Consider the following 24,980-nt stretch of genomic DNA (forward strand, 5'->3'; position numbering starts at 1 on the left):
GTACAGGCTGCCGAGCAGGAAGGCTACTGCGATCAGCGCGAGGACACCCATGATGGCGAACTTGCGTGTATAGCCCACGCGGTTGAGAAGCGCTATCGCCGGCGCGAAAAGGCTCTGCATCTCGATGTTCCTCGCAGTCATCAGGAGCTTTACCCGCTAACGGCAATGGCCGGCAAATCTTTAGCCGAATTAGCCGAAGTCGCGCCGGCTGACCCACCATTCGGTGCGCCGCTCGCGCTGCTCAGGCGGCGTCGCTCAGGCAGCCATCGCGCAGCGTCAGGATGCGCCCGGCGCGCGCCGCCAGGGCGGGATCGTGCGTGACGACGATGAAACTCGTGCGGCGCGAGCGGTTGAGTTCGAGCATCAAGGCGAAGACGCTTTCTGCCGTCTGCCGGTCGAGGTTGCCCGTCGGTTCGTCGGCGAGCACGCAGGCGGGTTCGCTGACCAGCGCGCGCGCGATCGCCGCGCGTTGGCGCTCGCCGCCCGAGAGTTCGCCCGGGGTGTGGCGCAGGCGGTGCGCCAGCCCGACTTCGTCGAGCACTTGCGCCGCGCGCGCTTCGGCTTCCTTCCTCGCCAGGCGGCGGATGAGCAACGGCATGGCGACGTTTTCGAGCGCGGTGAACTCGCCGAGCAGGTGGTGAAACTGGTAGACGAAGCCCAGGTGGCGGTTGCGCAGCGCGCCGCGCTGCGCGTCGTCGATCGTCGCCAGGTCGTGCCCCATCAGGTGCACGCTGCCGGCGCTTGGCGAGTCGAGTCCGCCGAGCAGGTGGAGCAGGGTGCTCTTGCCCGAACCCGAAGCGCCAACGACGGCGATGCGCTCGCCGGCGTGTACGGCGAGGTCGACACCGAGCAGGACCGGCACCTCGTCGCCGCCCTGGCGGAAGATCTTGCGCAGCCCCTGGCAGGCGAGGACGATTTCACTCATAGCGCAGCGCCGCTGCCGGATTGACCCGTGCCGCGCGCCAGCTCGGGTAGATCGTCGCGAACAGGGCGAGCACGAAAGCGACGCCGGTGATCGTCGTCACGTCGCGCCACTGCAGCTCGGACGGCAGGTTGGAGATGTAGTAGACCTCCTTGGCCAGGAACTGCGTGCCGAGCAGGCGCTCGATGAAGGGCACGACGACATCGACGTTGAGCGCCAGCGCGACGCCGCCGGCAATGCCCAGACCCAGGCCGATGAAGCCGATCAGCGCGCCCTGCACGATGAAGACGAGCATGATGCTGCTCGGCCGGGCGCCCAGGGTGCGCAGGATGGCGATGTCGGCCTGTTTGTCGGTGACCGCCATGACCAGGGTCGACACGATGTTGAACGCGGCGACGGCGACGATCAGCGAGAGGATGATGAACATCATGTTTTTCTCGATCTGCACGGCGCGGAAGAAGTTCGCGTGGCTGCGCGTCCAGTCGCTGATGAAGGCTTCGGTGTCCAGGCTGGCGGCGAGCGAACGGGCGACGCGCGGTGCCAGAAACAGGTCGTCCAGTTTCAGGCGTACGCCCGAAACCCGGTCGTCAAGGCGGTAGAGGCGTTGCGCGTCGGCCAAGTGGATCAGCGCCAGCCCGCTGTCGTACTCGTACATGCCGACTTCGAACAATGCGCTTACCGTGAACGTCTTCAGCCGCGGGACGACGCCGGCCGGTGTGACGACGCCTTGCGGCGCGATCAGCGTCACCCGGTCGCCGACCATGACGCCGAGCGCGCGCGCCAGTTCGCTGCCGAGGACGATGTTGAAACTGTCCGCGGTCAAGGTTTCCAGCCGGCCGTCCTTCATGTGCGGACGAAAGTCGGCGACGCGATCCTCCTGCTCGGGCAGCACGCCGCGCACCAGCGCGCCGCGCACTGCCTGGCTGAATGCCAGCATCCCCTGCGCCTGGACGTAGGGTGCGGCGGCGAGCACGTGTGCGTGGCGGGTCGACTGCTCGGCGACGCTCTGCCAGTTGGCCATTTCGCCGCTCGCGCCGCTGATCTGTATGTGCGAGACGACGGCCAGAATGCGCGCGCGCAACTCGGTCTGGAAGCCGTTCATCACCGAGAGGACGACGATCAGCGCGGCGACGCCGAGCGCGATGCCCAGCATCGAGATCAGCGAGATGAACGAAATGAAATGGTTGTGCTTCTTCGCCCGCGTGTAGCGCAGGCCGACGAGCAGTTCGTAGGGCAGATCCATCGGGCGAGGAATCGCGCGGGCGGGGCGGCGCGCAGCGTCGTTCGGGCAAAGGCGCTATGCTACACTCTTTCAGTCGCCGGCCAGTGCGTCATCGCCAGGCTGGTCGGAGCGACCGGCCGCGCCGGCCGTCAAGGATCGTCCGAGCCGCCGAATCCGCATGCACCTCACTCTTGTCGTTCCCGAACTCATCTGGCCCGAACCCGACGAGCAAGACACCTTTGCCGAACTCGCGTGCCCTGGGCTGTGCACGCTGCTCGCGCGCAGTCGGCGGCAGCAGTTGCCGCCGCAGTCGGTCGAAGCGACGCTCGCCGAGTTCTTCGGCTTGCCCGTGCAGCCGCCCTACGCCGCCTTGCGCCTGGCCGGCGAAAACGCCGCGCCGGCGCCTGCAGCGCGCGCCTGGCTGTGCGCCGATCCGGTCCACCTGCGTCTGCACCAGGAGCGGCTATTGCTCGCCGAGGGCGACGGTCTGGAACTCGCGCTCGACGAAGCCCAGGCGCTGCTTGACGAACTCAACCGCCATTTTGCCGAAGTCGGCCGCTTTCACCTGGCCTGTGCCGAGCGCTGGTACTTGCAGCTTACCGCCGACCATCAACCGGGCGGCGGCGATGCGCTGCCGCTGTCGGCGGTCGCCGGCCGGCGTGTTGCCCGGCAGCTTCCGGAAACCCCCGAACTGCGTTGGCTGCGCCGTCTGCTCAACGAAGCGCAGATGGTTCTGCATCGGCATCCGGTCAACGAGGCGCGCGAGGCCGCTGGTCGCTCGACGATCAACAGTCTCTGGCTGTGGGGTGCCGGTATGCTGCCGCCAAGGCTGGGCAGTGAGTTCACCGGGGTCTGGAGCGACGACGCTCTGGCGCGCGGTCTTGCCCTTTGCGCACAGGCGGCAGTGCACGCGCCACCCGGTGACGCCGCGAGCTTGCTGCGCGCGCTCGAGCAACGCGGCCGCCACCTGCTGGTGCTCGACGCGCTGCAGCGGCCGGTGCACTATCAGGATGCGGAAGCGTATCGAAGTCGTCTGCACGAACTCGACCGCGACTGGTTTGCCCCGTTGCAGCAGGCGCTGGCGGGCGGCCGGCTGGCGACCATCGAGCTCTGCGCGCCGACCGCCTACGGCCTGCTCACCTGGCGCAGCGGGCGCGCCGAGCAGTGGCGCCTGTGGCGGCGGCCGTGTGCGCTGCAGGCGACGGCGCTGGCTCTGGCGAAAGGCGCAGAATGACTCATCTGGTCGGGCGAACGGTTTCGCCGCGCGTGCAATGGGCGCTCGAGCAGCAAGGCGTGCACCCGCTGCTCGCCCGCATCTACGCCGGGCGCGGAATCACGACGCGCAGCGAGCTCGACTACCAGTTCACTTCGCTGCTGCCGCCGACGCGGCTGCGCGGCGCGGGCGAAGCCGCCGTGCTGCTCGCCGAAGCGATCGAGCGGCGTGCACGCATCCTGATCGTCGCCGATTACGATTGCGACGGCGCGACGGCTTGTGCGCTTGCCCTGCGCGCCCTGCGCGCTTTTGGTGCGCAGGTCGATTATCTGGTGCCGAATCGCTTTGCCTACGGTTACGGGTTGTCGCCCGAAGTCGTCGATCTGGCGGCGCAACGGCGGCCCGATCTGCTGCTTACCGTCGACAACGGAATTTCTGCCGTCGCCGGCGTCGAGCGCGCACGTGCGCTTGGCATCAGGACGCTGATTACCGACCATCACCTGCCGGGGGACGAACTGCCGGCGGCCGACTGCATCGTCAACCCGAATCTCGCAGACTGCGATTTTCCGAGCAAGAGCCTGGCCGGCGTCGGCGTCGTCTTCTACGTGATGCTTGCCCTGCGCGCCGAACTGCGCGCGCGCGGCTGCTTCTCGCCGGCGACTGGCCGCGCCGAGCCGCGCCTGGCCGATCTGCTCGATCTCGTCGCGCTGGGCACAGTGGCCGACGTCGTCCGCCTCGATCATAACAACCGGGTGCTGGTCAGCCAGGGTCTGCAGCGTATCCGGCAGGGGCGGGCAAGCGCCGGACTGCGTGCCATTCTGCACGTCGCCGGGCGTGCGCCGGAGCAGGTGTCGAGCGTAGACCTCGGCTTTCTCGTCGGTCCACGGCTCAACGCGGCCGGGCGCCTGGCCGACATGTCGCTCGGCATCGAATGCCTGATCACCGACGACGATGCGCGCGCGCTGAACATCGCGCAGCAGCTCGACGCGCTGAATCGCGAGCGGCGGGCGATCGAAGCGGGCATGCAGGAGCAGGCTTTGTCGCTGCTCGACGCGGCGGCGCTGGCGGATGCCGCAGCGCCGTCGGCCGCCGGCGTCGCGCTGTTCGACGCCGACTGGCATCAGGGCGTCATCGGCATCGTCGCGGCGCGCGTCAAGGAGAGAATTCATCGTCCGGTCTTTGCCTTCGCGCGCGGCGAGAACGGCGAGATCAAGGGTTCCGGCCGCTCGATTGGCGGCGTCCACCTGCGCGATGCGCTCGACCTGCTCGGCAAGCGCGCGCCCGGTTTGTTGCTGCGCTTTGGCGGGCACGCGATGGCCGCCGGTGTGACGCTGCGTGAAGCCGACTTTGCGCGTTTTCGCGATCTTTTCGCCGAGGTCGCCGACGAACTGCTGGCGCCGGCCGACCGGACACGAACGCTGCACACCGACGGTTGCCTGGAGCCGGCCTACTGGTCTTTGGCAACCGCCCGTCTGCTGGCAGCCGAAGTGTGGGGCCAGGGTTTCCCGCAACCGCTCTTCGCCGATGACTTCGCCGTGGACAGCCAGCGCATCCTGAAGGACAAGCATCTGAAGCTGCGCCTGCGGCGCGACGGGCAGACGATCGACGCCATCCAGTTCAACTTCACGCAGGCGCCGGGAGCCACCGTGCGCGCCGCCTATCGCTTGGCGATCAACGACTTCAACGGCGTGCAATCGACGCAGTTGATGATCGAGCATCTGGCCACCTGAGCCGCCGCGACGAGCACGCACGCGCCGAACACGATCCTGCCGATGAGCACCTTCCTGCACCACTTTTCGCTCGCCGCGCCGCTCTTCATCCTCGTTTTCGTCGGCTACACGCTGGTGCGCTGGGCGGGCTGGCCGAAGAGCGTCGCCGACGCGCTGTCGCGTTTCGTCTTTTCGATCGCGCTGCCGGCGATGCTGTTTCGCCTGATGAGCGACCTCTCGCGTCTGCCGCCGGTCGATACGCGTTTGCTGCTCGCCTTCTTTGGCGCCTGCCTGATCGTCTTCGCGCTCGGCCGCCTGATCGCCTGGCGCGTCTTCCGGCTGGACGGCGTGGGTCAATCGGTGTTTGCGCTCGGCGGCGTATTCTCGAACAACGTTCTGCTTGGCTTGCCGCTGGCGCGCACGGCGCTGGGCGATGCGGCAGTTCCCTCGGTTGCGCTGGTGCTCGTCTTCAACGCGCTGATTCTGTGGACGCTGGTTACCGTGTCGGTCGAGTGGTCGCGGCACGGCAGCCTCTCGCTCGAGGGCTTCGGCGCGACGACGAAGAGCGTGCTGAGCAATCCGATCGTCGCCGCCATCGTCTCCGGTTCGCTCTTCGGCCTGCTCGGCTTCGAGCTTCCCTTGCTCGTCGCTGCGCCGCTCGACATGAGCGGCCAGGCGGCAGCACCGCTGGCGCTGATCGCGCTCGGCATGAGTCTGGCCGAGTACGGACTGCGCGCAGGCTGGCGGGAGAGCTGTGCGATCGTCGCGTTGAAGCTGATCGTGCAGCCGCTGGTTGTCTGGGGTCTCGCCCTGGCGCTTGGCCTGCCGCCGCTGGAAACCCGCGTCGTCGTGCTGCTCGCCTCGCTGGCGGTCGGCGTCAACGTCTACCTGATGTCGAAACAGTTCGCGACGCAGGAAGCCGCAGTGGCGAGCAGTATGGTCCTGTCGACCGGTCTGGCGGCGATCACGACGCCGCTCTTCCTGGCGCTCACCGGTGCTCTATCGTAGCCTGCGTGGCGCGCTCAGAGGGGGGTGCGTGAATTTGGATGGTGTGATGAGAGACTGGAGGAAAAATGATTGAACGACGCCCATTGGCGAGTCTTGGTTACGCCGATCACGGTTGGCTTGAAGCCAGGCACCACTTCTCGTTTGCCGATTACCATGAGCCCGGTCGTGTGAATTGGGGCGCGCTGCGCGTCTGGAACGACGATACGATTCAAGCTGGAACCGGCTTTCCGCTGCACGCGCACGCGAATATGGAGATCATCACCTATGTGCGAGAAGGCGCCATAACCCATCAGGATAGTTTGGGCAATAGCGGCAGGACGGTTGCCGGAGATGTCCAGGTGATGAGTGCGGGTATGGGAATTCGGCATTCCGAATATAACCGCGAAGCCGGCGTGACCCGGATCTTCCAGATCTGGATCATGCCCAATCAGCGCGGGGCGCCTCCCGCGTGGGGATCGAAGCCCTTTCCAAAGGATGATCGCGCCGGGCGTTTCGTTCCCTTGGCCAGCGGTCTCGCCGGTGACCAGGGCGCTCTGCCGATACGCGCCGAGGCGCGCGTCTCGGGGGCGACGCTGCGCTGCGGCGATACGATCGAATACCAGTTTTCGGACGCCGGCCGCCTGGGCTACCTGGTTGCCGCAAGCGGTCGGGTGACCGTCAATGGCATCAGCCTGGAGGCCGGCGACGGGGCAGCGATTCGTCACGAGGCGGTGCTCAGGCTTACGGCCAGCGAAGCCGCGGAGCTTGTCCTGGTCGATGTCGCCGAACAAATGCCGATCTGAGTGCCGCTGGCGTTGCACCGCCTCGCTCGCCGGGTGACGAAGCATTCAAGCTGAACCCCCGAAACGACGGTCTTTACCTTCACCGACGCGCTGAGTCTGCGTGCGCCAGGAAATCCGCCATGCGCTGATCCAGAGGGCGCGGGCGCGCGCTGGCGGCATGCGCTGCAGCGTGCCTCGCTGGAACTGGACGCGCCTGCCTGCCTTGTCCTGCCGTCGCCAAGTGGGAAGGCGGCGCGCGGCATCGAGCACCGTTCTTTTCCCGCTGTACCAGCGTTTGGCAGGAAGCGCGGTCGGCTGGCGAGTGTCGACATTTCTTACAAGCCCTGGCTTGGCGCCGCGGCATGCCGGGTAGATTCGCCGTTAGGTCAGCGCCTCATCTTTTCAGGCACGAAATGTGCTGGGCCTGTCGCCGCAAGTGGACCAAGCTCGCGACTCCCGGTTGGGACGGCCAGCGCAAGAGCGGCGCCACGCGAAGAATGACTCGAGCACACGTCTCCTCTGACCACGGGCGCGGCTGTTCGCCGAACGCGGACAGTGCGCCTTGGCAAGCAGGAGCGACCATTTTCAAGGAACGCGTAATGACCAAAAAGCTTGTCAGCTCCCTGATCCTCGCCAGCGGTGCTTTGTTTGCCGGTGCCGCAAGTGCTTCCCTCGTGTTGAATACCGGCGTTGCGGCCGATGGAAGCGTCCTTTCTGCTGGAAGCATCGATCCCTTGTGGACGATTTCGACCGATGGCGTACAGTTCTCGGCGGCCCGGGTCGCCTATCCCGGCTCGTATCCCAACATGGCAGGTGGGCAGACGTGCTGCGGCATGGAGACGGTAGCCGGCGTGGCCGCCTGGATTACCACGCCATCGGTGGTTGCCACCAGCCCGACGACCGGCTGGGGGGTTAACAACATGGTCTACGCCAGGCGCTCATTCGACCTCTCGGGCTACGATCTGAGCACAGTGACGCTGAACGGTCGCTTGCGCGTTGCCGATTCGTCGCACGGGATCTACATCAATGGTTCGTTGGTTCCTGGCACCGGCTATGCGGGCTACACCTTCACGACCGACCACTTCTTCTCGCTGGCGGCGGGAAGCGGTCTTTTCCAGTCTGGCGCGAACCTGATCGAAATGCGCGGAGATTCGGTCAATGACGTGTGGGACGCCTTCTGGCTCGACGCGCAGGTCACTGGCCGCGCGAGTTCGGTTCCAGAACCGACGACGCTGGTGCTGCTGCTCGCCGGCTTGGCGCTGTGCGGCGTGCGCTCGGCAGGGCGCTGCGGGGAGTAGGATCGCGTTCCTGCAGCGGTCAGTGCATGTGGCCATCGATCGTAGCTGCCGATCGGAGCTCGTCGGTGCCGCCGGAGACGCTGACGCAGGGTCTGCGCAAGGCAAGCGCGCAGACCCGCTGTCAGGCTAGTAGAGGCAGGGAAGCAGTTTGCGCACGCGTTGCCGATACGCGTGGTATTCGGGGAATTTTTCTGCGAGCCAGATTTCCTCGCGGCGCGATTTGATGTCGAGAAAGATCAGGAGCAACAGAGCGTAGCCCAGCGTCAGCCAGCCGTTCAGCCATAGCGCCCAGCCAAAGGCGGCAAGGATCAGGCCGCTGTAGATCGGATGCCGGACGAGGCGGTAGATGCCGCTGACGACCAGTACGGCGTCTTTCCTCGGCTGCGGCAAGGGCGTCAGGTTCTTGCCGAGCTGGACGCAGGCGAGCAGCGCGATGGTGATGCCGATCGCCAGCAGGGCGCCGCCAAAGAGTTTCCCGAGCCAGGTGCAGGGCGCTGTCCAGGCGGCGCCGGGCCAGGAACTTGGCGCGAACACGACGAGCGCGAGCAGAATCATCTGCACGAAGACGTAGCCTTCGCCGCGGCGGCCAAACGCCGCCTCGCATGCCGTGCTCGCATTCTTCTTTCGCCGCCGGCAGCACCCGACGACGATGCCGATCAGCAGGCAGATGAGCAGGAAGACGATGAACCCGAAGAGCAGCCAGGGAAACCTCTCGGCGCCGACCTTCCTGATCAGGTCGTTGACCAGGTCGGCTTCGACGGCGCCAATTGCGCAGCTTGCCCCGCTACGCGGATTGCCGTAGAGGTCGCGTCCATCGACCAGATCGTGCGCGGCACAGATCGCCAGGCTGCCCGCATTGCGTGCGGGGCTGGACATCGTCGGGGCAAAACGGGCGTCGAGTGATGGATCGGCGACCGGGATCGTCGCGCCGCAGCCCGCATCCGGGTATTGCAGGTTGGCGCCTGCGAGCTTCAGCGTGGCCAGCGCATTCGCGCAGTTGCCCTGGTTGCCGGCGACGATCACGTTCGCCATGCTTGCTCCGACCGTGCCGCCCGGCGCCAGGTGCAAGCCCTCGCTTTGGTTGCCGATCAGCGTGCTGTTGGCAACTTCGACGTTCTGCGCGAAGAGCGCCGCACCGCCGGCGGTGCTCACGTTGCGCGCGAGCAGCGCGTTGCCCAGGCGCACGATTCCCGCGCCAGCATCGATCACGTGTTGCGTGGCGGTATTGTCGAGCACGAAGACGCGCGTCAGTTCGAGGCGCGTGGGCTGGCTGCCGGGCGCCGGCAAGTCCTTGCCGACATCTGCCGGCACTGCTTCCATGGGCGACGCGCTGGCGCTGACCAGGGCGATCGCGCCGCCCGATTCACCCGCCTTGTTGCGGCTCATCTGTACGGCGTCGCCCGCCACGTCGCCGAGCAGCAACAGCGCGCCGCCGTCCTTGGCCGCCTGGTTGTCGCGCAGCTTGACGTGCCCGAGGCGCAGGCGCAGGCGGGCGTTCAGCGGATTGCTGCCGGCCGGCGAGAGGTAGGCGAGGGCGCCGCCGGACAGCGCGTGATTGGCCTCGAAGTCCGACGACTGCAGCGTCAGCGTCGAGCGCGCGGCGAGTATTGCGCCGCCGAGCATGCCGCGGTTGTTCGTGAAGCTGCTGCGCGAAATGGTCGCGTTGGCAAAGGCGACTTCGACCGCGCCGGCGGCGCTGCGGGCGAGTTCGAGGTAGATGCGGTTGGCGTACAGCCAGCCACGCCCACCGGCGGCGAAGGGCAGCGCGTCGCCGTTGTCGGTGAAGCTCGATTGATCGATGACGAGTTCGCCGGCAGCCCAGAAAGCGGGTCGCTTGTTGCGCTCGAAGCTGCACTTGCGCACCTGCGCCGAGATCTGCCGCCCGCTGGTCACAGGATCGCTGCGCCAGAGCGCGTGGAACGGACGCGACAGGTTGTCGCGGAAAGCGACTTGCTCAAGTTCGAGTTCGCCGGCCATGACGACGCCGAAATCCGGCTGCCTGGCGTCGCCATTGCGAGCGAAGGTGCTGGCGCGCGCGACGAGCTTGCGCACGGCAAATGGCAGGCGGGTGTCGGTCACTGTCACCTTGTTCAGCTCGACGACCGCCAGGTCGTTGCGGTCATAAACGATACCGGTGAACATGTTGGGGTCGGCCGGGTTGGCCGGCGGATTGCTCAGCGTCAGGTTGCGCAGGGTCAGCCGGGCTGGCCCGGCAGGGACGAACATGACGCCGTTGCCGGTACCGCTCAGCGTCGCCCCTCCGCCGTCGATCGTCGTCGCGCCGCTCAGCACGCGCTCGCCGGTGAGCTTGATTTCGTTTGGCCCGCCGGCGCAGGCGATGCGGATGTCGCCGCCGGTAGCCAGCGCGCTGACCAGGTTGACTCCACCGGCGGCGTTGTCGGTGCCGCAGGCGGTGACGACGGTTTCCGCCTGTGCGGCGAGCGCTGCGCCGAGCAGCAGGAGGCCCTTCAGGAAGTCAAGGCAGCGCACGTTTTGGCTTCTCCTGGTCGCTGAAGTCGACGCTCATCGTTTCGCCGGTACGCGGGTTGCGGATCGTGTAGCTCGCTGTCCCGGTGCGGTTGATCACGTCGCCCTGCGCACGTGGCCAGGCGGGTAGCGCGCCGTGCGCCTGCGCGACGCCGCCCGCTTCGCTGACCCACGCGCCATGCGGTGCAAACTTGATGATGCCGTTGGTGCGCGAAGCATAGGTGAAAGTGCCCAGTCCGGACTTGCTCGCCATTTCGTCGAAGTTCGCGGCGTTGGCGGCGAGCACCTGATCATGCAGATCCTTGCTGGTCGCCGCCGGCGTGCGCGGCACTACTTCGATGAAGCCCCACTGGCTACCTGCCGCGCAGTCACTGCTGCCGGCGCACGCCTGCTCGTAGACGACGACGAAGAAGTCGTCGCCTGCGTCGCCGTTATCCCACGCCTTGCAGTTTGCTGAGTCGATCAGCGAAAACCGCCGACCGGCGGGAAGCGCGGCGGAGTCGTGGGTGACCATGCAGGCGCGCAGGAAGTCGGGAATCTGCAGGTTGATTCCGCAGGCGAACGAGCCGTGGACGCAGAAGTTGTCGTTGAACGACATCGGCTCGTCCTCCTGGTCGATCTTCCAGCGCACGACCTTGCCCTCGAAGCGGATGAAGTGGGCGAAACGATCCTGCCGGAGCGGCTGCTCGACGCGCGCCGGCGGCAGCTCGCGGCAGCTTCCGGTGGCTTCGCAGGCGGGCAGGCGCTTGCCCGAGCTGACCATCAGCGTGGTCGGCACGCCGGCGCCACGGTCGGTCCACTTGATGAAGGCGCTCGGGTAGATCGTCCCGGTCGGTGTGCGCAAGCCCTGCGCGTAGCCGCTCTCGCTGCCGCCAGCGGTGATCAGCCACGCCTTGCCGCTGCTGTAGCGCTCCCAGCCGGCGTGGCGCAGCGTCTGCGTCCACGCGCCCTTGACCAGTGCCAGGTCGAGCAGCAGGCGGTGCGGTGTGTAGGCCGAGGTCGCCTCCCAGATCATCTCGGCCAGGCTGTCCTCGCTGGCGTGGCCGTCAGGACCGTGCAAAGTCTGCCCGGCCCAGAGCTGCATTGCGGCGATCTGGTGATCGGCAAGGCCGGAAAGCTCGAACAGCGAGCGGACGGCCGCGCGCTTGCTGTGATCCTTTTCCAGCTTGCCGAGCGTGTAGTCGGTATTGGCGTGCGCCAGGCGGCGGAAGGGCACGATGCGCCTGCCCTGGTTGCTGCCCAGCGCCATCTTGGCGGCGGTGAGGTCGCCGACGACGGCAACGCCGGTGATGAGCTGCGCGTCGTCGGCAGAACACGCTGGCACGCCGGCCTGGCAGGAAAAGTCGTGCAGGTTGAGCAGTGCGGTGAAGCTGAGGCGGCCATAGGGTTTGGCGTTGAATTCCGCGAAGTCCTCGTCGGTGACGCGCTGCAGTCTTTGCATCAGCCAGGCGTGGATTTCCCGGTTGTACGCCTGATAGTCGGCGACCGCGTCGCTGTCGCCGATCGCTGCCGAGTCTTCGATGAGCATCTGGTTCTTCAGATATTTCGAGGAATTTTGCATGAACAGGTGGTTTTCCGTCTCCTCGACGCCGCCGAACAGCGCGCCCAGGGCGATCTGGGGAATTTCCGCGGCGACTGCCAGCGCGCTGAGCAGCGTGATGATGATCGCCGCGACGAGCGGGCCGACGATTGCGCCGAGCAGCGCGGCAAGCAGCGCGAGAGCGACGCCGGCGATGATCAGCGCCAGGAAGAGGAGCAGCAAGGCCAGGAAGTCGAGGAAGTCGTCGCCCGTATCCGAACCCTCGGCGTCGCCGTCCACGTCGCGGCCGAGGTCCGGGTCGTAGAAGCTGTTGTCGTCCAGGCGGTCGCGCGCGCTGCCGTACTGATTGTCCGGATTGCCGCAATGCCAGAGCGGATGCACCTCCTGCGCTTTGCCGCCGCTCAGGGTGAGCAGGCGGGTCTGCAGCTTGTCGATCGCGTCAGCGCTTTCCGCACTCGGCGGCGTCAGCGTTGCCGCCTGGCGCAGCAGGAAGGTGAGTCGGGTGAGCAGCGCAACCGCCATGTCCCAGTCGGCTTCCGGCGGCGAACCGAACAGGTGACACGGCAAGCCGCTCGAACCCGGGTTGCCCTGGCGCACGAAGCGCCGGTCGAGGATGACCGAGTTGATCTGGCGCGCGAGACAGGCGGGGCTGAGCGAGTAGCTCACCCGGTATTCGACGACTCGCTCGCCGCTGCCCCCGCGCGCGACGATGCGCGGCTCGACGCGCGTGACGACCGCCTCGCAAACGCCACCGAAGACTTGCGCGGCAAAAGCGTTCACTGTGCGTCGGATGGTCTCCGCGACTTCGCCCAGGCGCGCCGGGTCGGGCGGCAGCGGTTTGTTGAGGTCCTGGTCGAGCGCCTCGATCGCTGCCTTGAGCGCCGGCCCCTCGGGCAGCAGCTTTTCCCACTCGCTGATGGCGAAGACCTGCGTCGTCGCGCAGGGCTGCAGGTGCCGGTCGATCAGCCCGGCAAGGACCGCCGCCTTGGCGATCATGATCTCGTTTGGGCGTTCAGCGAGGCTCAGCTTGTGGCGGATGAAAGTCGCTTCGACGCCGCAGGCGAGTTCGCGGATGACGCGCTTCTGGCGATCCGGCAAGCTTGCCTGCGCCGTCGTACCGTCAATCGGGATCGGGCCGAGATCGCGCGAGCGGGCGTGCGCCAACGGTACGCAGGCCAGCAAGATCAGGAGAACGGCGACGATCCTCGGCATTTCATTCTCCCGGGCAGACGGTCAAGGCGCGGTCAGGGCGGACTGTAACAGGATCGGCCGCTCAGGCGCCAACTCGACGGCGCGTGCGCCAGCGCTTTTCGAGTCCGACGACGACGAAGGCGACGATGCCGACGGCGGCGATCTCGAGCCATTCGTTGACGCCAATCGGGGCGGTAGCGAAGAGCCGGTTCATCAGCGGAAGGTAGGTCAGGAGTCCTTGCAGGAGTGCCATGACGAGAACGCCGTACCAGATCGCCGGGTTGGAGAAGACGCCGATCCGCCAGGCCGAACGCGTCAGCGATCGGCAATTGAACAGATACATGGCTTCGACGACGACGAAGACGTTGACGGCGACCGTGCGGGCTTCGGCGAGCGAGTTTCCCTGCTCGAGTTCACGCAGGAAAAGTCCGAACGATCCGGCGAGGAGCAGCACGCTGACCAGAACGATGCGCCAGACCAGAGCCGGGTCGAGGATGGGCTGGCCGGGTGGGCGCGGCGGGCGGTGCATGACGCTGTGCTCGATCGGCTCGAACGCCAGCATCAGGCCGAGGAAGACTGCCGTCGTCATGTTGATCCAGAGGATTTGCAGCGGCGTGATCGGCAGCGTCGCGCCGGCGAGGACCGCGGCAACGATCACCAGACCCTCGCCGAAGTTGGTCGGCAAGGTCCAGGTGATGAACTTGACCAGATTGTCGAAAACGCCGCGTCCCTCCTCGATCGCCGCCTCGATGCTGGCAAAGTCATCGTCGGTGAGGACCATGTCGGCGGCGTCCTTGGCCACTTCGGTCCCCGCCTGGCCCATGGCGATGCCGATGTCGGCCTGTTTCAGGGCCGGGGCGTCGTTGACGCCGTCGCCGGTCATCGCGACGATCTCGCCGTTTGCCTGCAGCGCACGGACCAGACGCAGCTTCTGCTCGGGTTCGACGCGCGCGAAGACCGCGGTGCTCCTGACCACGGTGCGCAGAGCGTCGTCGTCGAGCGCCGCCAGTTCGCGCCCGGTCAGCGCGCTGTCGCCGGCCTGCGCGATGCCCAGATGGCGGGCAATCGACAACGCAGTGACCGCGTGGTCGCCGGTGATCATCTTGACTGCGATTCCCGCTGCATGACAAGCGCGAACCGCGCTGATCGCCTTCGCACGAGGCGGATCGATCATGCCGAACAGACCGACGAACTGCAGGCCGCCAGCCGCGCTGGCAGCGTCCAGTGTCGTCGCCTCGGCGCCAAACAGACGCGCGACGGCGAGCACACGCAAGCCTTGCGCCGCCATATTGCGCGCCGCGCCGTCGATTTCGGCACGGCGCAGCGCGACGACCGTGCCGTCCGCGTCGAGCATGCTCACTGAACGCGGCAACAACTGTTCGAGCGCGCCCTTGAAGTAGGCGATGCGCGTTCCTTCAATCTCGTGCAGCGTCGCCATATATTGGCGCGCCGAATCGAAAGGAATCTCGTCGAGGCGGGGAAACATCGTGGCCAAGGTCCGCTCGTCGAGCCCGGCCTTGCGCGCGGTGACCAGCAGGGCTCCTTCGGTCGGATCGCCGACGATCTCCCAGTGGCGGTTGCTGCGCCGCAGCGCCGCATCGTTGCAGAGGACGCCGGCGAGCAGGCATTCGCGCAAGGCACCGCTGATTTCCTGTCCGTCGCCCAGCTTGCCGTTCGGCGCGTAGCCGTTGCCGCTGACCATCGTCTGCACGCCGCCGGCATGAATCTCGCGTACCGTCATCTGATTCTCGGTCAGCGTGCCGGTCTTGTCCGAGCAGATCACCGTCGTGCTGCCCAGCGTTTCGACTGCCGGCAGCTTGCGGATGATTGCCCGCCGGCGAGCCATGCGCGAGACGCCGATCGCCAGGGTGATGGTCATCGCCGCCGGCAGACCTTCCGGAATGGCGCCAACCGCCAGCGCGACGGCAGCCATGAACATTTCGAACGCCGCTTCGCCGCGCAGCAGGCCGACGGCAAAGGTGAGCAGGGCGAGCAGGCTGATCGCGATCAACAGCCAGTTGCTGAAACCGGCCATCTTGCGCGTCAGCGGCGTCGTCAAGTCGGGCGCTTCGGCGATCAGGCGCGAGATGCGTCCGGTTTCGGTGCGGTCGCCGGTGGCCACGACGAGTCCTGCACCCTGGCCGCTGATCATGACGGTTCCCGCGTAAGCCATGTTGCAGCGATCGGCGAGCAGCGTGTCTTCGGGCAAAGCAGCGCCATGCTTGCTGACCGCGGCCGATTCGCCGGTCAGCGCCGACTCGATCGCCTGCAGGTCCTTGCTGCGGAACAGGCGCAGGTCGGCGGGAACCTTGTCGCCGGCGGCCAGAAGAACGATGTCACCGGGAACGAGCTCGGTCGACGGCAGGCGTTGCTTGCCGCCCGCGCGCAGCACGGTGACCTCGCTGGTCACCGCCAGGCTGAGCGCGGCCAGCGCATTCTCCGCCCGACCTTCCTGAATGAAACCGATGATGGCATTGATCAGGGTGACGCCGAAGATCACGCCGGCGTCGACCCATTCGCCGAGCAGTGCGGTGACCACGGCGGCGAGGAGCAGAACGACGACCAGTGGCTGGACGAACTGCAGGGAAAAACGGCGCAGCGGCCCCTTTCGAGCACGTGGGGAGATCCGGTTTTCGCCGTGGACCGCGCGTCGCCCGATGACTTCGGCTTCGCCCAAGCCGTCGGCGCAACTCGCCTCCAGGCGCAGGGCCACTTCCTCGGCAGCAAGAAAGTGCCAGGCAACCCGGGGCGGTTCGTCGCGCATCGCACGACCCGGACGAGCGGCGCGCCGTGCGTTCAACGCCGGTCACCTCCCTGCGCCTGCGTGGGCAAGGCGCGGATTGCGCGAGGGGTTGCGCGAGCATGCGTCATTTCGATCATCGTGGGGCACGCTGTCCGACAACAGATTCGGCTATCGTAGTCCAGCCCGGGCTGAGCCGCAAACCGCTTGGCGTGGAAAACCTGTCGGCAAACTTTACAGCGGGTGTGCTGCAGGTTCGCTTTTCTTGGCGCAGGGGCTTGCTTTAATGATATGGTGTGCCTATGGTGCGAGACTTGCTTTAGCTAGTGGCGATAACTTGGAATGATCTGCATGATGACGACGCGACGGGCACGTCTGTTATGGCTGGTGTTCATCCAGACGCTGGTCGTCGCGGGTAGTTCACTGGCGACACCGATTACCGGCGACGGTTGGAATGTCACGGACCACGTCGTGTTTGATCTTGGCGACGACGACGAGCCGGTTCTCGTCGGTAGCGAGGTGGATGCCACCGGGTTCGCTGCCGAGCTTCCCGAGCTTGGCTTGGCTTTTGGCGGGCGGGCGCTGGCCTTGCCCAATCCCTTCCCCGCGGGTGGAGGTGCGCCGGCGGATCGCTGGTCTGGGTCGCCGACCGACGCCGTGTCCGCACGCTCAGGCAAATTCGAGACGGAGCGGCGGTCGTTTCCCTCGGCGGCGATGGCCGGGCGCGAACGCGTGCTTCCATCCGGCGACGCGCCGGGCCAGGTGTTGGCGGTCGAGGCCGAGGAGCCAGTCGTGCAGACGGCGCGCGAGGTCGAGCGCTGGATGGTCGAAGCGGTCGCCGATGCGCTCGACATGCGACGAACCGAGCGCGCTGGCCAGGTCAGCTTTTCGTTGGCCGGCATCGAAGAGCTGCACTTGACCAGGAACGACGACGGGGTGGCCCTTGGTCACGATGGCAATACGCTGCTCGCGACTGAGCGGAGCAATGACTTGGCCCGGCAGAGATCATCGATGGCGGCGAGCACGGCCTCGTCGGCTTCGGTCCAGGCGAGCGGCGGAATTGGCCTGATCGGCCAGTTGATCGGCATGGTACGGGACGCGATCGAGTATCCCTTGTTCTGGGTCGTCTTCGCTTTGCTGCTGGCCGGCAAGATTGCCTGGCTGGTTGCTCGCCGCTTCAGCGCAAGCGAGCGGCGCCAGCAGCGGCGGTCGGCTTCCAGCCGGCGTCATGAGCGCCGTCATACGCCTGGGCGCAGCGTCCGCCTACCGGCCGAAGCAGGGCGGCCGATCGCCCAGTAACTGGCCGCCCGTCGCGCAACCGCCCGGCCACGTCCGCGCTGACTCAGAAAGCGAGCTGTAGACGGACGCCCGCGATGCTGGCGTGCGGCAGGTTCAGACCCGGGTTCAGAATACGCTGGAACAATGGCTGCAGGACGACGCCCGGGGCGGCCTGCGCCCGGTAGGCAATCTCCAGCACGCTTTCCGATTCTGCCGAGAGCGACGCGCCAAGGGCGCTGGCCAGGGCGCTTCTGCCTTGCGCTCCGACGTGTGCGCGGGTAAGGGCGATGCCAAAAGTGTCGTTGTCCCGGCCGGCGAAAGGTCCCCGCAGGCTGAGGCCGAAGCTGAGCGAGTAGTCGAGGTTGTTCGTCCGGCCGTCGGCAATGCCGTAGCGGAAAAACACGGCGACATCGCGGTTTTCTCCGGGTACACGATAAAGCGTCTGCTCGGCAAGGAGGTAGGCGCCCCAATGGCGCGCGGTAAGCGCTTCGCCCGCTTCGCTGACGGCAGCGATCTGCGCGAAGCGTGGGTTGAATCGCCACGCGCCGACAGCCAGCTTGCTGATCGGCGCAAAGTCGTCGTTCTTTTCGGCCGGGACGGCCGGCTGATCAGCGAGCAGGCCGGCCTTGGTCGGGCTGAAGCCCAGTTCGGCGATGAGCAGGCTGCCCGAGCCTTGCTGCCAGGTGATGTGCGGCCCGACCTGCCCGATACGCTCGCTCGGTACTGCTTGCGCCAACGCCACCATCGCGTACCAGGTGGGGTCGGGCTCGAAGCGAAGACGCGCACCATAGGAACTCGTCGGGTAGATTGGCGGTCCAGAGCGCGTGCCGAAATCGCCCGCTTCGGCCGCTATGCCGAACGACGGATGGAGAAAGATTCCCGAAGCGTCAGTGACGTAGAACTCGGTGTCTACCGGGTATAGGCCAAGCCGCAAGGAAGCACGATCGTCAAGGAAGGATTGTTGCCACCAGGCGCGGAAGACGCCAGTCCGGTTCAGCGGGGCTTCGATGTTGTCGCTGCCCATCAGGCTGCCGGCGTAACGTCCATTGAACGGGCCACCGCTGTTGTCGATCACCTGCAAATAAGCCGCGCCACCCGGCCAGCCGACGAGTTTCTCGGCGTCGAGTCGCAGCACCAGGTCGACGTGGCCGAGATAGGCGCTGCCCCGCCGCAGACCGCCGCTGGTGTTGCGCAGCCAGTCGCCGGTGTAGGACAGGTCGATCTTGATGCCGGCTTCCGCCAGGCGTTGCCGGCGACCCTGCCAGTCGCCGGTCAAGGTAGTCTCGCGCCATTCGGTCGGCGTGTCGGCCATCTCCAGATGGCGCAGGCGATCGGTGGGCTCGTCGCCGGCTCCCGCCGGTTCGTCGCTCGGCGCGGTGCTTGCTTCGTCGCTCGCGGTGCCCGCCGATGCCGTCCGACCGTCCGCCGCCGCGGCAAGCCCGGATAGAGGTAGCGACAGCAGCGTGTAGACCAGGCAGGCGATTGACCCGAGCTTGCCGATGGTCTGGTTGATCCTGATTGCGTTCATTGATTTCCTCGTCTCGACTGGTCGTCCCTTTTTATCCGATTCCCCTCTGGCGCACAAGCACTCGGCGTTGCCGCAGGGCCGTGCCTGGCGTGAGCGCCGGCGCGGCCGCCTGCCAGCCAGCACGGGCGGGTCGAGTCGACCGAAGGGCTGGGCAGCCTTGTCTGCCGCTTCCGGGTATACTGCGCCCAAGCCTAGTGGTTTCCGCACTCAGCGGCCTTTGTTCTCTCCTCCTCACTTCGCCGGGAAGCCTATCATGCTGCAGAAGTTCGCCTCTTTCCCTGGGATTCAGGGCCCCCTCGTGACGATCGTCATGGACGGTTACGGGATCGCCAAGTCCGATGTCGGCAGCGCCATCGCTGCCGCCCGCAAGCCGACGCTCGATCGCCTTTTCGCCACCTATTCAAACATTACGCTGCGCGCGCATGGTACTGCCGTGGGCATGCCGTCCGACGAGGACATGGGCAACTCGGAGGTGGGTCATAACGCGATCGGGGCCGGGCAGGTGTATAGCCAGGGCGCCGCGCTGGTCGCCGACGCGATTGCCACCGGTTCGATCTGGCAGGGGGCCGCCTGGCGCGAGGTTGTCGCCGGCGCCAAGGCGGCGCGCAGCACGATCCATTTCATAGGTCTGTTCTCCGACGGCAACGTCCATAGCCATCTCGACCATCTGCGCGCGCTCGTCGAGCGCGCCCGGGAAGAGGGGGTGCGGACGGTGCGGGTGCACATTCTGCTCGACGGGCGCGATGTTCCGGAGACCAGTGCGCTCGACTACGTCCTGCCTTTCGAAGCTTTTCTGGCGCAGATCAGCAGCGCCGATTTCTCGGCCCGCATCGCTTCCGGTGGCGGCCGCATGAACATCACGATGGATCGCTACGAGGCCAACTGGACGATGGTCGACAGAGGCTGGCAGACGCACGTCCTCGGCCGCGGTGAACAGTACGCCAGCGCCTCGGCGGCAATCGAGGCGCTGCGCGCCAGGTTTCCCGGGACGATCGATCAGGATCTGCCACCCTTCGTGATTGGCGAGAACGGCCAGCCGGTCGGTACGATCGAAGACGGCGACTCGGTGGTTTTCTTCAACTTCCGCGGCGACCGCTCGATCGAAATCACGCGCGCTTTCGAAGAAGCGGGTTTCGACAAGTTCGACCGCGTTCGCGTGCCGCAGGTGACCTACGCCGGCATGCTGCAGTACGACGGCGATCTCAAATTGCCGAAGCGTTTCCTGGTCGATCCGCCGGCGATCATGGATACGATGGGCGAATGGTTTGCGAAAGCCGGCATCACGCAGTTCGCCTGCTCGGAAACGCAGAAGTTTGGTCACGTGACTTACTTCTGGAACGGCAATCGGTCGAACAAGTTTGCCGGCGAGACCTACCACGAAGTGCCGAGCGACGTCGTTCCGTTCGAACAGCGGCCGTGGATGAAGGCGGCCGAAATCGCCGACGCGATGATCGACGCGCTACGCAGCGGCGAATACCGGACGCTGCGGTGCAATTTTGCCAATGGCGACATGGTTGGCCATACGGGCAGCTTTCGTGCGGCAACGATGGCGATCGAAGCGGTCGACCTGCAACTGGCGCGCATCCTGCCGGTGATCGATGCGCTCGGTGGCGTGGCGCTGATCACCGCCGACCATGGCAACGCCGACGAGATGTACGAGATCGACAAGAAGACCAGGCAGCCAGCGAAGAACCCCGACGGCTCGTTCAAGGCGAAGACCTCGCATACGCTCAATCCGGTGCCGCTGATCCTCTACGATAACGTCAGCGGCGGCAAGCTGGCCCTGCAGCAGACGGCGACCGCCGGTCTGTCGAACCTTGCGGCGACGATGGCCAATCTGCTGGGTTTCGAGAAACACGCCAAGTGGGACGACAGCCTGCTGCTCGTCCGCTAGCGTCCAAGAACCGCCCCTCGTCCGCCAGACCGGGGGCGCGCCGCGTCGAAGCCGGTTGCCTCAGGGTAGGCGTTGTTCGCCCGCGTAGAGTTCGCTGATCGTCTCGCGGCGGCGAACGAGGTGCGCCTGCGCTCCGTCGAGCATGACCTCGGCCGCGCGTGGGCGGCTGTTGTAGTTGGAACTCATCGCCATGCCGTAGGCGCCGGCCGACATGACCGCCAGCAGGTCGCCGGGGGCGAGGGCAAGCGCCCGTTGACGACCGAGGAAATCGCCGGATTCGCACACCGGTCCGACGATTTCCCAAGTCGTCGTTGCGCCGGCGCGCGGCGTCACCGGAATGATGTCGTGCCAGGAGCCGTAGAGCGCCGGCCGGGCGAGATCGTTCATCGCCGCGTCGACGATGGCGAAGTTCTTCGCTGGACCCGGCTTCAGGTACTCGACGCGGGTCAGCAGCAGGCCGGCGTTGCCCACCAGGCGGCGCCCGGGTTCGAGCAGAATGCGCAGTTTTCGTCCGGCCAGGCGGGCGAGCAGCGGTTGCAGGTAGTCGGCAATCGCGGGTTCGCTTTCGTCGCGATAGCGAATGCCGAGCCCGCCGCCCAGATCGACATGTTGCAGCGCAATGCCGTCGGTTGCCAGTTGGTCGACGAGCAGCAGGATTTTGTCGAGCGCTTCGGCAAACGGTGCGGGATCGAGCAACTGCGAGCCGATATGGCAGTCGATGCCGTGCACGGAAACGTTCGCCAGGCGGTCGGCCTGACGATAAAGCTGGCGCGCCTCGGCGTAGGCAACGCCAAACTTGTTCTCCTTCAAGCCGGTCGAGATATACGGATGGGTGCGTGCGTCGACGTCCGGGTTGACGCGCAGGCTGACCGGCGCCGTCTTGCCCAGGCGCCCGGCGACGGCGTCGAGGCGCTCGAGTTCAGCGGCCGATTCGACGTTGAAACAGAGGATGCCGGCGGTCAGCGCCGCGGCCATTTCGGCTGAAGTCTTGCCGACGCCGGAGAAGACGATCCGGTCAGGTCGGGCACCGACGGCCAGGACGCGCTGCAACTCGCCGCCCGAGACGATGTCGAAACCGGCGGCGCGGCGCGCCAGCACATCGAGCACGGCGAGATTGGAGTTGGCCTTGACCGCGTAGCAGACGAGCGCGTCGACGCCCTGCAGTGCGGCATGGAATTCGGCCAGGGCGGACTCCAGCGCGGCACGCGAGTAGACCCAGCACGGCGTGCCGAACTCGGCCGCCACGTCGGCCAGCGACACCGCTTCGCCGTGCAAGCCGCCGTCACGGTAGGCGAAGGCGCTCATCGGGCCGAACCGGGTAGCGTGTTAGTATCCGGCGTGCTGGCTGCCGCACCGGTGCGCGGCGCTTCGCCACTGGCCGCTGGCCTGGTCGTTGGCGGCATTTTCAGCGGGCCCTTGTTGCCGCAGCCGGCGACGGCCAGGATGGCGAGCAAGGTCGCTGCGAGAAGTCTGGCGGAGGGTGGGTACACGGTTCTGTACATGGTCGGGATAGGGTGAGCGAGGGATGGTAGCACAGGATGGATGACAGGGAATTCGCCGCACGCGCCGATGCCGCGTTGCAACAGATCGAGGATGATCTCGCCGCCAGCCAACCGGATGTCGATTTCGCACGGGTGGGCGACGGGGTGCTCGAAATCGTGCTCGACGACGGTGGCAAGCTTATCGTCAATCGCCACGCCGCAGCGCAGGAGATTTGGGTGGCAGCGCGCAGTGGTGGTTTTCACTTTCGCTGGGACGGCAGCGCGTGGCTGGATACGCGTAGCGCGCGCGAACTGCTGAGCACCGTATCGGCGCTGCTCGCCGGGTAGTGTGAAGCCCGCAGTGCGCGTCTGAGCACGAGCGGGCGGGCGCCAGGTATGCGACCGATCGCCGCAGGCGCGGCCAAGGGAGCACGTGCGGCGTAGAATCACGCTTCTTTTTAGCCGCCGAATGGGCGGTTCAGGAGCACGCGTCGAGTGAGCCGGGAGCAGCTTTTTGCCTTAATGCCGGGCAGCGTCAACCCGCTGGCGAGACTGCTCGCGCTGCGCCGCGTCGAAATCGTCGCGCAGTGCGCGGTGCTCATGATTGCCGTCGGCTGGCTCAGGATACCCTTGGCCGTCGTCCCGATGACCGCGAGCATTGCCTTGCTCGCGTTGGCGAATCTGCTTACCCGTTGGCGGCTGGAGAAAGGCGGCGCGGTACGCCATGGCGAGGTGCTGGCGCAGCTCGTGCTTGATGTCGCGGTTCTCGCGCTGCTCCTCTACTTTGCCGGCGGTTCGGCGAATCCCTTTGTTTCGCTCTTCCTGCTCCCGCCGATGCTGGCGGCGGTGATGCTGCCGGCCGCCTACGCCTGGGCGATGGCCGGTCTGACCCTGTTTGCCTACACCTTCCTGATGTTCTGGAAGCTGCCTTTGCCCGCGCCGCAGGGCGACCTGGCGCAACTCGACGCGCTGTTTGCGCGGGCTGCCGGCGGCGTCGGCGAGCACCTCGGACACAGCAGCGGTTTCGCCCTGCACGTTCTCGGCATGTGGCTGAATTTCGTCATCAGCCTTGCCGTCGTGGCTTTCTTTCTAACCCGCATGGCGGCAGCGCTTGAAGCGCGCGAGCGCGAGCTGGCGGCGGCGCGTGAGGATGCGCTGCGCAACGAGCAGGTGCTGGCGCTCGGCACGCTCGCCGCTGGTGCGGCGCATCAGCTCGGGACGCCGCTGGCGACGATGGCGGTGATCATTCGCGAACTCGAACTGGCGCATGCCGATGGCGAACTGCGCGCCGATCTGTTGCTCCTGCGCGAGCAGGTGTACCGCTGCAAGCAGACGATTTCGCAGATCCTCGCCTCGACCGGGCACGAGCGTGCAGAAAGTCGACAGCCGCTGCGTCTGGATGCGTTCGTCCGCCGCCTGCTCGACGAATGGCAGGTGATCCGGCCACAGGTACGCTGGCGACTCGATCTGTTGGGAGAACAGCCAGCGCCGTGGGTCGCTGGCGAGCGAACGCTCGAACAGGCGATTCTCAATCTGCTCGACAATGCGGCGGATGCGAGCAGCGCATCGGTCACCGGCGCCGCTGGCAGCCGTGCCGATGGCGAGCGGCCGAGCGAACCGGCGGTCGTCGTCGCCGTCACCTGGGATGCAGCGTGCTGCCGCATCGACATCCTCGATCGCGGCCCGGGGCTGCCGGAAGACATGGCCAAGCGCTTTGGCCGGGCTTTTGCCAGCAGCAAGACGCTCGCCGAGGACAGACCGGGCGGTCTTGGTCTGGGGCTTTTCCTGGCCAATGCGACGATCGAGCGCTTCGGCGGCAAGGTCGAGTTGTTCAACCGCGGCGATTCGCTGGGTGGCGCGTGTACCCGGATCAGCCTGCCGCTGCAGCGCCTGACGGCCGGTGCACATGTCGGACATGCCTGAGCGAGCGGGCAGGATGGTCGACGACGAGCGGCCGACGCTGCTCCTGGTCGACGACGACGAAGTCTTCCGGCGCGTCCTGGCGCGTGCGCTGGAAAGACGCGGCTATGCCGTCTCACCCGCGGCGGATGTCGCTTCGGCGCTTTCTCTGGCGCAGGCGCAGGCGCCCGAGTACGCCGTGGTCGATCTGAAAATGCCGGGAGATTCGGGGCTCTGCCTGATCGAGAAGCTGATCGAGCTCGATCCCAGCACGCGCATTGTGATGCTGACCGGCTACGCCAGCATCGCGACCGCGATCGAGGCGATCAAGCTGGGCGCGGTGCATTATCTCGCCAAGCCGTGCGACGCCGACGAGCTTGTCGCCGCGCTCAACAAGGGCAGCGAAGGCGATTCGACGATCCCGGTTGCCGGCTCGCCGCTATCTGTCGATCGTCTCGAGTGGGAACACATCCAGCGCGTCCTGAAGGAGCACCAGGGGAATGTGTCGGCGACTGCCCGGGCGCTGAAAATGCATCGCCGCACCTTGCAGCGCAAGCTGGGCAAACGCCCGGTGAGGGAATAGGCAGGCGGCCGCGCTCGCGCTGGGCATGGCCAGCGCCCGCCCGGCTCACTCGTTGGCTTCGTCTTCCTCGCTGGCGAGCGTCTGCTGCAGGCTTTCGTAATCCTTGCGGTTCTGCCGCAGGAAAAAGACGAATCCCCAGAGCAGAGCGAGGCCGATGAGCATGAAAAGCGCCGCCGCACCCCAGTCGATACCGCTGGCAACTGCGGATTCCATCGTCTTCTCCTGA

At 66.5% G+C, this 24,980-nt stretch carries 19 protein-coding genes; 10 read left to right on the top strand and 9 right to left on the bottom strand.

The genetic code is table 11. The features are described 5' to 3' along the window. Positions 1-241: 241 nt before the first annotated feature. Together lolD and Q1L59_RS16070 are read right to left on the bottom strand one after the other, a co-directional pair. Positions 242-925: a lipoprotein-releasing ABC transporter ATP-binding protein LolD gene (gene lolD / locus Q1L59_RS16065; protein WP_300334146.1), complete on the bottom strand. Its 684-nt coding sequence runs from the start codon at positions 923-925 to the stop codon at positions 242-244. Next, positions 918-2,165: a lipoprotein-releasing ABC transporter permease subunit gene (locus tag Q1L59_RS16070; RefSeq protein ID WP_300334148.1), complete on the bottom strand. Its 1,248-nt coding sequence runs from the start codon at positions 2,163-2,165 to the stop codon at positions 918-920. The genes lolD and Q1L59_RS16070 overlap by 8 nt, the downstream gene beginning before the upstream one ends. Positions 2,166-2,322: 157 nt before the next feature. Here Q1L59_RS16070 and Q1L59_RS16075 point away from each other — a divergent pair, with 157 nt between their 5' ends. From Q1L59_RS16075 to Q1L59_RS16095, 5 genes are all read left to right on the top strand, one after another. Continuing rightward, positions 2,323-3,378 carry a hypothetical protein gene (locus tag Q1L59_RS16075; protein WP_300334150.1) on the top strand — a complete coding sequence of 352 codons (1,056 nt, stop codon included), beginning with the start codon at positions 2,323-2,325 and terminating at the stop codon, positions 3,376-3,378. Then, positions 3,375-5,087: a single-stranded-DNA-specific exonuclease RecJ gene (gene recJ, locus Q1L59_RS16080; protein WP_300334152.1), complete on the top strand. Its 1,713-nt coding sequence runs from the start codon at positions 3,375-3,377 to the stop codon at positions 5,085-5,087. Before Q1L59_RS16075 ends, recJ begins: the two co-directional genes overlap by 4 nt. Before the next feature lie 42 nt (positions 5,088-5,129). Next, the gene (locus Q1L59_RS16085; RefSeq protein WP_300334154.1) at positions 5,130-6,074 is read left to right on the top strand and encodes an AEC family transporter; all 945 of its coding nucleotides are present in this window, start codon (positions 5,130-5,132) and stop codon (positions 6,072-6,074) included. Between the two features lie 65 nt (positions 6,075-6,139). Continuing rightward, complete coding sequence (locus tag Q1L59_RS16090; RefSeq protein ID WP_300334157.1) at positions 6,140-6,856, top strand: pirin family protein; 717 nt, start codon at positions 6,140-6,142, stop codon at positions 6,854-6,856. Between the two features lie 578 nt (positions 6,857-7,434). Beyond that, complete coding sequence (locus tag Q1L59_RS16095; RefSeq protein ID WP_300334159.1) at positions 7,435-8,133, top strand: PEP-CTERM sorting domain-containing protein; 699 nt, start codon at positions 7,435-7,437, stop codon at positions 8,131-8,133. 126 nt (positions 8,134-8,259) lie between these two features. Here Q1L59_RS16095 and Q1L59_RS16100 read toward each other — a convergent pair whose 3' ends face one another. From Q1L59_RS16100 to Q1L59_RS16110, 3 genes are all read right to left on the bottom strand, one after another. Further along, positions 8,260-10,623, bottom strand: a complete 2,364-nt coding sequence (locus Q1L59_RS16100; RefSeq protein WP_300334162.1) for an isoprenylcysteine carboxylmethyltransferase family protein — start codon at positions 10,621-10,623, stop codon at positions 8,260-8,262. Then, positions 10,610-13,372 carry a hypothetical protein gene (locus Q1L59_RS16105; protein WP_300334165.1) on the bottom strand — a complete coding sequence of 921 codons (2,763 nt, stop codon included), beginning with the start codon at positions 13,370-13,372 and terminating at the stop codon, positions 10,610-10,612. The genes Q1L59_RS16100 and Q1L59_RS16105 overlap by 14 nt, the downstream gene beginning before the upstream one ends. 61 nt (positions 13,373-13,433) lie before the next feature. Next, positions 13,434-16,115 carry an HAD-IC family P-type ATPase gene (locus Q1L59_RS16110; protein WP_300334213.1) on the bottom strand — a complete coding sequence of 894 codons (2,682 nt, stop codon included), beginning with the start codon at positions 16,113-16,115 and terminating at the stop codon, positions 13,434-13,436. Positions 16,116-16,442: 327 nt separating this feature from the next. On the opposite strand from Q1L59_RS16110, the gene Q1L59_RS16115 reads away from it, so the two are divergent. Next, complete coding sequence (locus Q1L59_RS16115) at positions 16,443-17,390, top strand: hypothetical protein (RefSeq protein ID WP_300334167.1); 948 nt, start codon at positions 16,443-16,445, stop codon at positions 17,388-17,390. Positions 17,391-17,433: 43 nt separating this feature from the next. On the opposite strand, the gene Q1L59_RS16120 is transcribed toward Q1L59_RS16115, so the two are convergent. Next, the gene (locus tag Q1L59_RS16120; protein WP_300334170.1) at positions 17,434-18,897 is read right to left on the bottom strand and encodes a carbohydrate porin; all 1,464 of its coding nucleotides are present in this window, start codon (positions 18,895-18,897) and stop codon (positions 17,434-17,436) included. Positions 18,898-19,150: 253 nt separating this feature from the next. Between Q1L59_RS16120 and gpmI the strand changes: the two genes are divergently transcribed. Continuing rightward, entirely contained in the window at positions 19,151-20,791 is a 1,641-nt protein-coding gene (gpmI, locus tag Q1L59_RS16125; protein ID WP_300334173.1) for a 2,3-bisphosphoglycerate-independent phosphoglycerate mutase, read from the top strand. Between the two features lie 60 nt (positions 20,792-20,851). Here the strand turns inward: gpmI and lysA are convergent, their stop codons facing one another. Together lysA and Q1L59_RS16135 are read right to left on the bottom strand one after the other, a co-directional pair. Continuing rightward, positions 20,852-22,096, bottom strand: a complete 1,245-nt coding sequence (gene lysA, locus Q1L59_RS16130) for a diaminopimelate decarboxylase (protein WP_300334176.1) — start codon at positions 22,094-22,096, stop codon at positions 20,852-20,854. Further along, on the bottom strand, positions 22,093-22,281 hold the full coding sequence (locus Q1L59_RS16135; protein WP_300334178.1) for a lipoprotein: 189 nt from the start codon (positions 22,279-22,281) through the stop codon (positions 22,093-22,095). Before Q1L59_RS16135 ends, lysA begins: the two co-directional genes overlap by 4 nt. A gap of 48 nt (positions 22,282-22,329) precedes the next feature. Here Q1L59_RS16135 and cyaY point away from each other — a divergent pair, with 48 nt between their 5' ends. The 3 genes from cyaY (at position 22,330) to Q1L59_RS16150 (ending at position 24,754) form a co-directional block, all read left to right on the top strand. Continuing rightward, entirely contained in the window at positions 22,330-22,620 is a 291-nt protein-coding gene (gene cyaY, locus Q1L59_RS16140) for an iron donor protein CyaY (RefSeq protein ID WP_300334180.1), read from the top strand. A 147-nt stretch (positions 22,621-22,767) separates the two neighbouring features. After that, positions 22,768-24,195 (top strand): ATP-binding protein, encoded by a 1,428-nt coding sequence (locus Q1L59_RS16145; RefSeq protein WP_300334182.1) that lies wholly within the window; start codon positions 22,768-22,770, stop codon positions 24,193-24,195. Continuing rightward, positions 24,188-24,754 carry a response regulator transcription factor gene (locus tag Q1L59_RS16150; RefSeq protein ID WP_300334184.1) on the top strand — a complete coding sequence of 189 codons (567 nt, stop codon included), beginning with the start codon at positions 24,188-24,190 and terminating at the stop codon, positions 24,752-24,754. The genes Q1L59_RS16145 and Q1L59_RS16150 overlap by 8 nt, the downstream gene beginning before the upstream one ends. Before the next feature lie 45 nt (positions 24,755-24,799). On the opposite strand, the gene Q1L59_RS16155 is transcribed toward Q1L59_RS16150, so the two are convergent. Next, a complete protein-coding gene (locus tag Q1L59_RS16155) occupies positions 24,800-24,967 on the bottom strand; it encodes a hypothetical protein (protein ID WP_300334185.1) in 168 nt (55 codons plus the stop codon). Between the last annotated feature and the right edge of the window lie 13 nt (positions 24,968-24,980).

Source organism: Accumulibacter sp., assembly GCF_029255125.1.
Classification (GTDB): Bacteria; Pseudomonadota; Gammaproteobacteria; order Burkholderiales; family Rhodocyclaceae; genus Accumulibacter.

Excerpts from the sequence above, each read along its gene's own strand:
- lolD (WP_300334146.1), bottom strand. The coding sequence starts at position 925 with ATGAGTGAAATCGTCCTCGCCTGCCAGGGGCTGCGCAAGATCTTCCGC.
- Q1L59_RS16070 (WP_300334148.1), bottom strand. The coding sequence starts at position 2,165 with ATGGATCTGCCCTACGAACTGCTCGTCGGCCTGCGCTACACGCGGGCG.
- Q1L59_RS16075 (WP_300334150.1), top strand. The coding sequence starts at position 2,323 with ATGCACCTCACTCTTGTCGTTCCCGAACTCATCTGGCCCGAACCCGAC.
- recJ (WP_300334152.1), top strand. The coding sequence starts at position 3,375 with ATGACTCATCTGGTCGGGCGAACGGTTTCGCCGCGCGTGCAATGGGCG.
- Q1L59_RS16085 (WP_300334154.1), top strand. The coding sequence starts at position 5,130 with ATGAGCACCTTCCTGCACCACTTTTCGCTCGCCGCGCCGCTCTTCATC.
- Q1L59_RS16090 (WP_300334157.1), top strand. The coding sequence starts at position 6,140 with ATGATTGAACGACGCCCATTGGCGAGTCTTGGTTACGCCGATCACGGT.
- Q1L59_RS16095 (WP_300334159.1), top strand. The coding sequence starts at position 7,435 with ATGACCAAAAAGCTTGTCAGCTCCCTGATCCTCGCCAGCGGTGCTTTG.
- Q1L59_RS16105 (WP_300334165.1), bottom strand. The coding sequence starts at position 13,372 with ATGCCGAGGATCGTCGCCGTTCTCCTGATCTTGCTGGCCTGCGTACCG.
- Q1L59_RS16110 (WP_300334213.1), bottom strand. The coding sequence starts at position 16,115 with ATGCGCGACGAACCGCCCCGGGTTGCCTGGCACTTTCTTGCTGCCGAG.
- Q1L59_RS16115 (WP_300334167.1), top strand. The coding sequence starts at position 16,443 with ATGATGACGACGCGACGGGCACGTCTGTTATGGCTGGTGTTCATCCAG.
- Q1L59_RS16120 (WP_300334170.1), bottom strand. The coding sequence starts at position 18,897 with ATGAACGCAATCAGGATCAACCAGACCATCGGCAAGCTCGGGTCAATC.
- gpmI (WP_300334173.1), top strand. The coding sequence starts at position 19,151 with ATGCTGCAGAAGTTCGCCTCTTTCCCTGGGATTCAGGGCCCCCTCGTG.
- lysA (WP_300334176.1), bottom strand. The coding sequence starts at position 22,096 with ATGAGCGCCTTCGCCTACCGTGACGGCGGCTTGCACGGCGAAGCGGTG.
- cyaY (WP_300334180.1), top strand. The coding sequence starts at position 22,330 with ATGGATGACAGGGAATTCGCCGCACGCGCCGATGCCGCGTTGCAACAG.
- Q1L59_RS16150 (WP_300334184.1), top strand. The coding sequence starts at position 24,188 with ATGCCTGAGCGAGCGGGCAGGATGGTCGACGACGAGCGGCCGACGCTG.
- Q1L59_RS16155 (WP_300334185.1), bottom strand. The coding sequence starts at position 24,967 with ATGGAATCCGCAGTTGCCAGCGGTATCGACTGGGGTGCGGCGGCGCTT.